We start from the raw sequence: 11,837 nt of genomic DNA, 5'->3' as shown, positions 1-11,837 counted from the left end.
GCCACACGTGTCTGGGCAAGCCAGTCGTCGCACGGCGTATGAAAAAATGACGAGACTAGCTCCTCGGTGTTTATAACGGAATAAATCCGATCTCATTTACTGCCTTGTCCCACCAACCCGCATCCCAAATCGCCGACAGATGTACCGTCTCATGCTCGCTGCCGGCATCGACGATGTTTTGCATTCTTAGAAATCATCTACGATCAGGGTGCATATTTGTTTACGATGACGCAGCGCGTCACTGGAAAATTAGATTAGAACACTATAATATCCGACCCGCTTGGGGTTCAATGTGTATCGACGAATGGTATTTGGAAGGCGGAGTGCGCCTTGCATACTCCCGTCATTTTATCTGCGCCCCAGCATTTCGACACGGGTTTCAGCGGCCGACGAGGGCGTTGGCCATAATCTAGGAGGGGCAAATGAAATTGGTACGGTTTTTCCTTTCACTCGCTGTGTTGTTTGTGGCGTCAGTTTTCCTGATCGCGCCAGCTTCCGCGCAGGCGACACGGACGTGGGTTTCCGGTGTTGGTGACGACGCCAATCCTTGCAGCAGAACGGCGCCTTGCAAGACCTTTGCCGGCGCTATCTCGAAGACGGCGACGAGCGGCGAGATCAATTGTCTCGACCCGGGCGGCTTCGGCACGGTCACCATCACCAAATCCATCACCATCGACTGCAAGACGACTGAAGGTGGTGTGCTCTCCTCCCTTGTAAACGGCGTCGTCGTCAACACGCCTGCCGGCTCCGTGGTGCATCTTCGCGGCCTTGATATAGACGGCGCAGGCAACGGCTTGGACGGAGTGCGTATGATTGGCCAAGGCCAACTGCATATTGAGGATTCCAACATAGAGAGGGTAACCAGCAACGGCGTCGAATTTCTCGCCAACGGGAACAGCGAACTCTACATAAGCAACACTCGGATAGCCGAGGCAGGCGCTGAAGGTGTTCTCATCAAAACGTCTGGGGCCATTGGAATTAATGCCATCCTTTCGAAGGTGGAAATTACCAACAGCGGCAGCGGCATTCTTGTCGACGGCACCGGCAACACCCTTGCCATGAACATGACGCTGACCAACAGCCTGGTCAGCGGCAACACCGGCAACGGGGTGACGGTCAAATCCGTCGCCGCGGCATCGTCGGTGCGTGCGACGATTGTCGGCACCACAATCAGCGCCAATGCCGGCGTCGGCGTCAACGCGAACGGTGCCGCGGCCAGCGGCAGCGGAAGCGCCATCGCCTTTCTCGGCGGATCGGCGGTGTTCGGCAATGTCACCGGGGTCAGCAACACCGGTAGCGGCGCTGTCCAGTCGTTCAAGAACAACATGATCTCCGGCAACATAACCGACGGCACGCCGATCACGGCATTCCCGGGCCCGGGCGGGACACCGTTGCAATAAGCCCTGTCGTCTCCGCAGCAGCACGAAACAAAGGCGATGCCGGCTGCCTCTCAAGAGGTGGTGCCGGCATCGCTTTTTTGTTCCCGCTTGCTACAGCAGCAGCCTGTGTCTTCGGCTGCCCCGTTTGCACCGCTCGGATCGCTTTGCTATAGGCGAGGTCCCTGTCCCTGCGGGGCCGACCGCAATCAATCAACATTCGAACGAGGCATTTTTTCCATGGCGAAGATCAAGGTGGCGAACCCGGTCGTCGAGCTCGACGGCGACGAGATGACCCGCATCATCTGGCAGTTCATCAAGGACAAGCTGATCCACCCATATCTCGACCTGAAGCTCGAATATTACGACCTCGGCATCGAGCATCGCGACGCGACCAACGACCAGGTGACTATCGATTCGGCCAACGCCATCAAGAAATACGGCGTCGGCGTGAAATGCGCGACCATCACCCCCGACGAGCAGCGCGTCGAGGAATTCAAGCTGAAGAAGATGTGGAAGTCGCCGAACGGCACCATCCGCAACATCCTCGGCGGCACGATCTTCCGCGAGCCGATCATCATGAAGAACGTGCCGCGGCTGGTGCCCGGCTGGACCAAGCCGATCATCGTCGGCCGTCACGCCTTCGGCGACCAGTACCGCGCCACCGATTTCCGCTTTCCCGGCAAGGGCAAGCTGACGATCAAGTTCGTCGGCGAGGATGGCAAGGTGATCGAGCACGATGTCTACGACGCGCCCGGCGCCGGCGTCGCCATGGCCATGTACAATCTCGACGAGTCGATCCGCGAATTCGCCCGCGCCTCGCTCAACTACGGCCTGCTGCGCAACTATCCGGTCTATCTGTCGACCAAGAACACCATCCTCAAGGCCTATGATGGCCGCTTCAAGGACATTTTTCAGGAAGTCTACGAGGCTGAATTCGAGGCCGAGTTCAAGTCGAAGAAGCTATGGTACGAGCACCGGCTGATCGACGACATGGTGGCTTCCAGCCTGAAATGGTCGGGCGGCTATGTCTGGGCCTGCAAGAACTATGACGGCGACGTCCAGTCCGACACGGTGGCGCAGGGTTTCGGCTCGCTCGGCCTGATGACCTCGGTGCTGATGACGCCGGACGGCAACACGGTGGAAGCCGAAGCCGCGCACGGCACCGTCACACGCCATTATCGCCAGTACCAGAAGGGCGAAGAAACCTCGACCAATTCGATCGCCTCGATCTTCGCCTGGACGCGCGGCCTCGCCCATCGCGCCAAGCTCGACGACAATGCAGAGCTGAAACGCTTTGCCGAGACGCTGGAACGGGTCTGCATCCAGACCGTCGAATCCGGCTTCATGACCAAGGACCTGTCGCTGCTGATCGGCCCCGACCAGCCCTGGCTTTCGACCACCGGCTTCCTCGACAAGATCGACGAGAACCTGCAGAAGGCGATGGCCTGACCTCTCGAGGTTCGGGAGGGCCAGCATGGGCAAGCCCATCGTCTACGGGGCGAATTACAGCGTCTATGTGCGCATTGTCCGCCTCGTGCTTACGGAAAAAGGCATCGACTACGAGCTTGTGCCGGTCGATGTCTTTGCCGTCGAGGGTATTCCCGCCTGGTATTTCGAGCACCACCCGTTCGCCCGCATCCCGGCTTTCGAGCATGATGGATTTCGGCTGTTCGAGACGAGCGCGATTGCCAGATATATCGACGAGGCGTTTGACGGGCCGAGCCTTCAGCCCGCGAGACTCCGCGTCCGCGCAACGATGAACCAAATCCTCGGCATGCTCGACGCTTATGCATACAGATCCATGGTCTGGGATGTCGCCGTCGAGCGGCTGGAGAAGGAAGCCCCTGACGAAGCACTGATCGCCAACGGGCTTTCGCAGGCAAGCAAGGCGCTTCAGACGCTTTCCTCGCTGATATTGCCAGGGCCGTGGCTGCTGGGCGACCAGCTGACCCTGGCCGATCTCCACGCGGCGCCGATCGTGGGTTATTTCGTCAAGGTCGCCGAAGGACAAAGCCTGCTAGCTGAATTTCCGACGATCCAGGCTTGGTGGGAGCGGATTTCAGCTCGTCCAAGCTTTGTCGCGAGTGCCCCGACGAGCTGATCGGCCTGAGCACGCCGGCGAACTCGCATCGCGGCAATCGCACCGGAGATGGCTAAAGACTGATTGCCGGCCGTGTGACCATCAGCCATAGAATGGCAAGCACGGCAGCGAAAGCAGGAAAGCCGCAGGCAAACCAGATCCGAAAAAGGCGCTTCTCTTCGGCGGGCAGCGGTCCATTCTCGATGGCCGCCTGTCGCGCCAGATTCCGGATCCGGATTTGTATCCAGACCACCGGCAGCCAGAACAGGCCTGTCACGACATAGAGCAGCAAGGACAGCACAATCCAGCCTTCGGACAGTGGCCAGCCCATGGTCCGCGCCAGCAGCGCACCCGTGATCGGCTGCGCGACAACGGCGGTCGCCGTGAAGATGGTGTCGGCGATGACCACCGTTCCGGCGACATGGGCGACGATATCGGCGCGGCCGGTGCGCTGCGCCATCAGCATGAAGAAGGCGATGCCGGCGCCGGTGCCGAACAGAACCGTGGCGCCGATGATATGCGCCCAGCGCAGTATGTCGGCCCAGAGGCTCATCGCTCGTCCAAAATCGCCAGCGCCACCAGGGCAAGGCAAAGTGCAGGTACAGACTTGACCATTGCTCCCAGAGGATCGAGCCACAGGTCGGGCGCAAGTGCGGCTGCCACGCTGAGGTAAGCCAAGGTGATGGCAATCATCCCCATCAGCGCGAGGCGCGCAAAGGACCGAACGATAACAGCGGCGCCGACAACGAGGTCGGCGGCACTTCCGGCAAGAACCATCCCGAACGCCAGCGCGGGCGACAGGCCATGCGAAACCAGAATGTCGGCAGCCGCGTCGTACCGGGCGAAGCCGACAATGCCGGAGACCAGCCAGAATAGAGAGAGGACGCCCAATACGAGCGGTTTCAGAAGCCAAAGACGCGCGAACCAGCGCTCCTGAACATGCGCCGGAATGGTAGCCAGCGTTCCCTCCAGCGGCATTAGCGGGTGGCCGGAAACCTCGCTCCAAGGCACCGGGTTTCCGGTGACGCCGCGCCCAAGCGCGGCAAGGGCTGCGCTGCGCAATGGCGATCGCCAGCCAAGCAGCCCAAGGCCATCAGCAACAACAGCCGCGATACGGCCGAAAAAGGCCGGCATCGGCACAACTCGGGCGGGTGGCAACCCAAGCCATGCTCGAAAGGCGGCCAGCACTTCGGCGAGCGAGCGCGCCTCGGCTTCGACGAGATCGACGGAGAGGCGCGGCGGCAAGGATCCGGCGACCGCGCGCGACACCGCCTCGGCAACGTCGGAGACGGCCACTGTCTGGATCGGCTGGCGCGCCATGACGACAGGAACAAAACCGGGAAAGGCCGCAAGCGCGCGTAACAGTGCCGTCCCGCCATAGGCGGCGGGCGCGATCACCAGTCCTGGGCGCAGGATCGTCCATGCCAACGAGGAGGCCGCGACTGCCTCGTCGCCCCGTGCCTTGGTGCGGAAGAAAGCATCTGCCGAGGCCGGATCGGCACCGATGGCGGAGATCTGGACGAAGCGGCTGATACCGGCCTGTTCGCAGGCAGCGACCACCGCCGTCACCGCGGCACGATGGATGGCGTCGAGGCGATCGCGCGGGCCGTCCTGCAGCGCGCCCGCCGCATTGACCACTGCATCCATGCCGCCGACAACCGGCAGCCAGTCTTCAGCGGAAAGCAGTTGCGCAATGTCGGCCGCAATCCAGCGCACCGCTGGCCAGCGCCGCTCGGCATCGCTGACATCGCGGCCGAGGCCGGTTACCTGATGCCCGTCGCGCTGCAAGCGGCTGACGATGGCTTCGCCGACCAAACCGTATCCGCCAAGGACGAGCACTTTCTTGCCGGCGCTTTCGGGCATGGGCGGCTTTCAGGCGGCTTCGAGTGCAGCCTTTACCGCGGCGATCGCATCATTGGCCCTGGACGCATCTGGACCACCGGCCTGGGCCATGTCTGGCCGCCCGCCGCCGCCCTGCCCGCCCAATGCGGCGGAGGCCACGCGCACCAGATCGACGGCGCTGAAACGGCCGACGAGATCGTCGGTGACAGCGACCACAACGCTCGCCTTGTTGTCCTCACCGGCGCCGACGAAGACGACGACGCCCGAACCCAGCGAGGTCTTGCCGGCGTCAGCCAGCGGCTTCAAATCCTTTGGCGAGACGCCGGAGACCGCCTTGCCGAGGAAGCCGACACCCGCCACCGTCTCGTTCTCGGCCGGCGCACCAGCCGCCGCGCCGCCGCCCAGCGCCAGCTTCTTGCGCGCTTCGGTCAGCTCCTTTTCGAGCTTCTTGCGCTCGTCGAGCAGCGCCTCGACACGCGCCGGCACGTCGGCCGGCGAGATCTTCAGCGTCGCGGCGACCGATTTCAGGCGCCGGTCCTGCTCATCGAGATGTTTTCGCGCCGCCTCGCCGGTCAACGCCTCGATGCGGCGCACGCCGGCGGCGACCGCGCTGTCCGACACGACACGCACCAGGCCGATGTCGCCGGTCGCCCTGACATGCGTGCCGCCGCAGAGCTCGACCGAATAGGGCCGGTTGGCCTTGGCGCCATGCACGCCGGTGCCCATCGAAACAACGCGCACTTCGTCACCATACTTCTCGCCAAACAGCGCCATGGCGCCTTCGGCGATGGCATCGTCGACCGACATCAGGCGCGTGTTCACTGGGCCGTTCTGCACGACGATCTCGTTGGCCATGCGCTCGACCTCTTCGAGATCCTCCGGTGAAATCGGCTTGTTGTGCGAGATGTCGAAGCGCAGACGCTCCGGCGCCACCAGCGAGCCCTTCTGCGCGACATGGCTGCCCAGCACCTCACGCAGCGCCTCATGGATCAGATGCGTCGCGGAGTGGTTGGCGCGCAGCCGGGAGCGCCTGCTATGGTCGACCTTCAACTCGACTGCGGCGCCCGTCTTGACCGTGCCGCTGGCCACCTTGCCGATGTGCACGAACAAGCCATCAGCCTTTTTCTGCGTGTCGGAGACCTCGATCGAGAACCCCTCGCCTGAAATGATACCGGTGTCGCCCATCTGGCCGCCGGACTCTGCATAGAACGGCGTCTGGTTGACGACGATCGCCACCGCATCGCCCTTGCCGGCGCTGTCGATGGTCTTGCCGTCCCGGACAAGCGCCTGGATGATGCCTTCGGCCTGTTCGGTCTCGTACCCCAGGAACTCGGTGGCGCCCGCCTTCTCGCGCACCGAAAACCAGACGGTTTCGGTGGCCGCATCGCCGGAGCCAGCCCAATGCTTGCGCGCCTCGGCCTTCTGCTGCTCCATGGCATTGGTGAAGCCGGCAAGATCGACCGAGATGCTGCGCTGGCGCAGCGCGTCCTGCGTCAGATCGAGCGGGAAGCCGTAGGTGTCGTAGAGCTTGAAGGCCGTCTCGCCGTCCAGCATGTCGCCGGCATGCAGTGTTTCCGTCGCTTCCGAGAGCAGGCCGAGGCCACGCACCAGCGTCTTGCGAAACCTGGTCTCCTCGAGCTTCAGGGTCTCGGTGATCAACTGCTCGCCGCGCACCAGTTCCGGATAGGCCTGGCCCATCTCGCGCACCAGCGCCGGCACCAGGCGCCACATCAGGGGATCGCGGGCACCGAGCAGCTGCGCATGACGCATGGCGCGGCGCATGATGCGGCGCAGGACATAGCCGCGGCCTTCGTTCGACGGCAGCACGCCGTCTGCCACCAGGAAGGATGACGAGCGCAGGTGATCGGCAATGACGCGAAAGGACGCGACCGTCTCCTTGTCGGGACCCTGTCCAAGCGCTGACGACGCCGCCTCGATCAGATGACGGAAGAGGTCGGTCTCGAAGACGCTTTCCACCCCTTGCAGGACGGAGGCCATGCGCTCCAGGCCCATGCCGGTGTCGATCGACGGGCGCGGCAGATCGATGCGCTCCTCCTTCGTCACCTGTTCATACTGCATGAACACCAGGTTCCAGAATTCGAGGAAACGGTCGCCGTCCTCTTCCGGGCTGCCGGGAGGTCCGCCCCAGATGTGTTCACCGCGGTCGATGAATATCTCCGAGCACGGCCCGCAAGGTCCGGTGTCGCCCATCGCCCAGAAATTGTCCGAGGTCGCGATGCGGATGATGCGGTCATCGGAAAACCCGGCGATCTTCTTCCAGAAGCCGGCCGCCTCGTCATCCGTGTGATAGACGGTGACCAGCAGCTTGTCCTTGTCCAGGCCGAATTCCTTGGTGATCAGGTTCCAGGCTAGTTCGATGGCGCGCTCCTTGAAGTAGTCGCCAAAGGAGAAATTGCCGAGCATCTCGAAGAAGGTCAGATGGCGCGCGGTATAGCCGACATTGTCGAGGTCGTTGTGCTTGCCGCCGGCGCGAACGCTCTTCTGGGCGGTCGAGGCGCGCGAATAGGGCCGCTTCTCCAACCCGGTGAAGACGTTCTTGAACTGCACCATGCCGGCGTTGGTGAACATCAGCGTCGGATCGTTGCGCGGCACCAGTGGGCTCGACGCGACGATCTCGTGACCTTCCTTGCGAAAGTAGTCGAGAAATGTCGACCGGATTTCGTTCACGCCACTCATGAATGCTGCCTTTTCGAGAGAGCCGCCGGCAAACCGGCGGAAATGGGCTCTGCGTTTCCAGAGATAGAGTTGGCCTTTTAGCCGCCGCGCTTCACCCTGTCCAGAAACACGGAATTGGTCCATTCCACGACCTTTGCCGGCTGTCCGAGCCAGGCCCCGTTTCCCTGCCAAGACGCAAAAAACCGCCGGCGCTAGGCCGGCGGTTCGAAACGCAATTAACACGGAACTCGATTACATAAGCCTGAGATAATAGAGCGAGATTATGGCCGAACTCCGGCCATCGCGCGAGGCTCTCACATCGCGCCGGATTCCTCCTCGAAACCGTCGTCGCTACCTTCGGAGCCGCCATTCTCAAGGAATTTCTCGGCGATCAGCCCGGCATTTTGCCTGAGCGCGAGTTCGATCTCGCGCGCGGTGTCGGGGTTGTCGCGCAGGAACAGCTTGGCGTTTTCGCGGCCCTGGCCGAGACGCTGCGAATTGTAGGAGAACCAGGCGCCCGACTTCTCGACCACGCCGGCTTTGACGCCGAGATCGACCAGTTCGCCGGTCTTGGACACGCCTTCACCATACATGATGTCGAACTCGACCACCTTGAAGGGCGGCGCCAGCTTGTTCTTGACCACCTTGACGCGGGTCTGGTTGCCGACGACCTCGTCGCGGTCCTTGACCGAGCCGATGCGGCGGATGTCGAGGCGCACCGAGGCGTAGAATTTCAGCGCGTTGCCGCCTGTGGTGGTTTCGGGCGAACCGAACATGACGCCAATCTTCATGCGGATCTGGTTGATGAAGATGACCATGGTGTTGGAACGCGAGATCGAGGCGGTCAGCTTGCGCAGCGCCTGGCTCATCAGGCGAGCTTGCAGGCCGGGCAGCGAATCGCCCATCTCGCCTTCGATTTCGGCGCGTGGCGTCAGCGCAGCGACCGAATCGACCACCAGCACGTCGATGGCGCCGGAGCGCACCAGCGTGTCGCAGATTTCCAGCGCCTGCTCACCGGTATCGGGCTGCGAGATCAGGAGGTTTTCCAGATCGACGCCAAGCTTGCGGGCATAGACCGGATCGAGCGCGTGTTCGGCATCGACGAAGGCGCAGATGCCGCCCTTCTTCTGGGCTTCGGCCACCGTGTGCAGGGCCAGCGTCGTCTTGCCCGAGCTTTCCGGCCCGTAGATCTCGACGATGCGGCCGCGCGGCAGGCCACCGACGCCAAGCGCGATGTCGAGGCCAAGCGAGCCGGTCGGCACCGTTTCGATCTCGACGACCTGCTCGTTCGCGCCGAGCCGCATGATCGAGCCCTTGCCGAAAGCCCGCTCGATTTGCGACAGCGCCGCATCCAGAGCCTTTGATTTGTCCACCGCTTTGTCCTCTACCAGCCGCAAAGAATTCTGAGCCATGATACATCACCCCTTGGTCGTCAATGAAGGCCGGACAATCCGTAATCCCTGCCCCAATTTGTACCTTTTTTGTTCTCGTTTGGCAAGAGGGGTCAAATATCTGAAAAACAATAAATATCCAGATCTGTTCTTTTTTTGTCTCACGATTTGGCTTCACGATGTCTAACGCATTGGGCCAGGCGGCTCGATTGTTTCGATCCGCCGAATCGCTACCTTCGCGCGCGAAGCTCCGTCACGCAGCCTAGCGCTTGTGCGACTGGAATAACAAAGGTCATATCGCCTGCATGCTGAAATCCGCGAGAATACTGGCCGTAGGTGGCGCCCATATCGACCGGCGCGGCCAAGTGTCGGGCCCGTATGTGCCCGCCGCCTCCAACCCGGGCACTATGCACGAGGATGTCGGCGGCGGCGTTTTCAACGCGCTGCGCAGCGCGGTTCGCCGTGGCGTCTCCGCGTCGTTGCTGTCCGTGCGCGGCGGCGATGCCGCTGCCGATACCGTTTCACGGGCCATCGCCGCGGCAGGCATTGCCGACCTGTCCGCGGTGTTCCTCGACCGCACCACGCCGAGCTATACGGCGCTGATCGACAGCGAGGGCGAATTGATCGTCGGCTTTGCCGACATGGCGCTCTATGACCTGGCCTTTCCCAAGCAGATCAGGCGCTCCAGGGTCCGCGAGGTGGTCGCGGCGGCCGATGCCATCTTCTGCGATGCCAACCTGCCGACGGCGGCACTGGAGCGGCTGGTTTCGCTTGCCGCCGGCAAACCCGTCTTCGCCATTGCCATTTCGCCGGCCAAGATCGTGCGTTTGAAGCCGGTGCTTGGCAATCTGACCGTCGTCTTCATGAACCGGCGCGAAGCGATCGCACTGGCGGACCTGGACGCGGCGGCTTCCCCGCAAGACATCGTCGCCGGGCTGAGACGCGCAGGGCTCAAGAGCGGCGTGGTGACGGCGGGCGGCAGTGCCATGCTGGGCTTCGATGAAGCCGGCGTCTTCTCGATCCTGCCGCCGCCGCCAAGAAGGGTGGCTGACGTCACCGGCGCCGGCGATGCGCTGGCCGGCGCAACGGTCGCTGCCTTGCTGCACGGCCTGCCGCTACGGGTGGCCCTGCGCGAGGGCATTGCCGCGGCGACGCTTGCCATTGAAAGCGCCGACGCCGTGCCGGATTTCACCGCGGCGACCTTCGCGGAGGCCTTGGCTCTTGTGCCGGACGCGCAGGAAGTGGCATGAGACCGGCAAATTCACAGTGCCGGAATCTTTTCGCAGGCCCCTTGTGGATGCGCTTCATTCCGGGTTGGAGATCCAGATGACCCCAGAAACCGCCCGCCCCTTCATCGATATCCACGCGCCGGTGGCGCAAGCCCTGGCCGCCAGCCGGCCGGTGGTGGCGCTGGAAAGCACCATCATCACCCATGGCATGCCCTACCCCGACAATGGCGCCATGGCGGCCGATGTCGAAAAGATCATCATCGATGGCGGCGCCGTGCCGGCGACGATCGCCGTGGTCGGCGGCCGAATCAAGATCGGGCTGTCGGACGGCGAGCGTGAGTCCCTCGCCATGACCGGCGACGCCATGAAGCTGTCGCGCGCCGACCTCGGTTTTGCGGTGGCGCAAGGGCGCACCGGCGGCACCACGGTCGCCGCCACCATGATCGCGGCGCATATGGTCGGCATAAAAGTGTTCGCCACCGGCGGCATCGGCGGTGTGCACAAGGGTGCCGAAAAGAGCTTTGACATTTCTGCCGACCTCGACGAACTGGCGCGCACGCCGGTCATCGTCGTGTCGGCCGGCGCCAAGGCCATCCTCGACATCGAAAAGACGCTGGAAGTGCTGGAAACGCGCGGCGTGCCGGTGATCGGCCATGGCTGCGAGACGATGCCGGCCTTCTGGTCGCGGCATTCGCCGTTCCGCGCGCCGCTGACCCTACACAAACCGGAAGAGATCGCGCATTTCTACCAGACTCGGGCTTCGCTGGGGCTCGCCGGCGGCATGCTGATCGCCAATCCGGTGCCCGAGAACCACGAAATTCCGGCCGAAGAGATGGCCGGCTACATCGAAGCCGCGCAGAAGGCCGCCGAGGCGCTCAACGTCACCGGCAAGGCGGTGACGCCGTTCCTGCTGTCGAAAATCCTCGAACTGACCGGCGGCCGGAGCCTGAAGACCAACATCGCGCTGGTGGAGAACAATGCGCGGCTTGCGGCAAGGATTGCGAAGGCGCTGTAGCCGCCAATGTCGGCGGGACAGCACCCCCTCTGGCCTGCCGGCCATCTCCCCCGCAAGCGGGGAGATCGAATGTCATCGACGCCTCCGCCAATCTTCAACGTTGAAAAAAGCAGGCAGACGCTGAAACTGCCAATCTCCCTCCTTGCGCAGGGCTGTCCGGGGAAAGTTTTGAGTGAATCGAAATGCCGCATGTGCATGCCCCGTAAAACGGGGTTTGTCCGTCTT

9 protein-coding genes are annotated in these 11,837 nt (G+C 62.9%); 5 read left to right on the top strand and 4 right to left on the bottom strand.

All coding sequences use genetic code 11. The features are described from left to right. The first annotated feature begins 422 nt into the window (after positions 1–422). The 3 genes from NKI20_RS21530 to NKI20_RS21520 all read left to right on the top strand — a co-directional run bounded on the left by NKI20_RS21530 (position 423) and on the right by NKI20_RS21520 (position 3,480). Positions 423–1,400, top strand: coding sequence for a right-handed parallel beta-helix repeat-containing protein (locus NKI20_RS21530; protein WP_023759545.1), 978 nt, complete (start codon positions 423–425; stop codon positions 1,398–1,400). A gap of 216 nt (positions 1,401–1,616) precedes the next feature. Continuing rightward, on the top strand, positions 1,617–2,828 hold the full coding sequence (locus tag NKI20_RS21525) for an NADP-dependent isocitrate dehydrogenase (protein ID WP_352602693.1): 1,212 nt from the start codon (positions 1,617–1,619) through the stop codon (positions 2,826–2,828). 25 nt (positions 2,829–2,853) lie between these two features. Next, entirely contained in the window at positions 2,854–3,480 is a 627-nt protein-coding gene (locus NKI20_RS21520; RefSeq protein WP_352602695.1) for a glutathione S-transferase family protein, read from the top strand. A gap of 52 nt (positions 3,481–3,532) precedes the next feature. Here the strand turns inward: NKI20_RS21520 and NKI20_RS21515 are convergent, their stop codons facing one another. The 4 genes from NKI20_RS21515 to recA all read right to left on the bottom strand — a co-directional run bounded on the left by NKI20_RS21515 (position 3,533) and on the right by recA (position 9,389). Next, entirely contained in the window at positions 3,533–4,012 is a 480-nt protein-coding gene (locus NKI20_RS21515; RefSeq protein WP_352602697.1) for a DUF2269 family protein, read from the bottom strand. Beyond that, a complete protein-coding gene (locus tag NKI20_RS21510) occupies positions 4,009–5,322 on the bottom strand; it encodes an SDR family oxidoreductase (protein ID WP_352602699.1) in 1,314 nt (437 codons plus the stop codon). The genes NKI20_RS21515 and NKI20_RS21510 overlap by 4 nt, the downstream gene beginning before the upstream one ends. A 9-nt stretch (positions 5,323–5,331) precedes the next feature. Next, positions 5,332–7,998, bottom strand: coding sequence for an alanine--tRNA ligase (alaS, locus tag NKI20_RS21505; protein ID WP_352602701.1), 2,667 nt, complete (start codon positions 7,996–7,998; stop codon positions 5,332–5,334). Between the two features lie 293 nt (positions 7,999–8,291). Then, positions 8,292–9,389, bottom strand: a complete 1,098-nt coding sequence (gene recA, locus NKI20_RS21500; RefSeq protein ID WP_023759787.1) for a recombinase RecA — start codon at positions 9,387–9,389, stop codon at positions 8,292–8,294. A gap of 284 nt (positions 9,390–9,673) precedes the next feature. Here recA and NKI20_RS21495 point away from each other — a divergent pair, with 284 nt between their 5' ends. Both NKI20_RS21495 and NKI20_RS21490 read left to right on the top strand, forming a co-directional pair. Then, the gene (locus tag NKI20_RS21495; RefSeq protein ID WP_352833986.1) at positions 9,674–10,618 is read left to right on the top strand and encodes a carbohydrate kinase family protein; all 945 of its coding nucleotides are present in this window, start codon (positions 9,674–9,676) and stop codon (positions 10,616–10,618) included. Between the two features lie 76 nt (positions 10,619–10,694). Then, positions 10,695–11,612, top strand: coding sequence for a pseudouridine-5'-phosphate glycosidase (locus NKI20_RS21490; protein ID WP_352726567.1), 918 nt, complete (start codon positions 10,695–10,697; stop codon positions 11,610–11,612). The last annotated feature ends 225 nt before the right edge of the window (positions 11,613–11,837 follow it).

The organism is Mesorhizobium sp. M0830 (assembly GCF_040319965.1).
Classification (GTDB): Bacteria; Pseudomonadota; Alphaproteobacteria; order Rhizobiales; family Rhizobiaceae; genus Mesorhizobium.
Note: the sequence above shows the minus strand (reverse complement) of the source record. Positions and strands in the feature narration are given on the sequence as shown.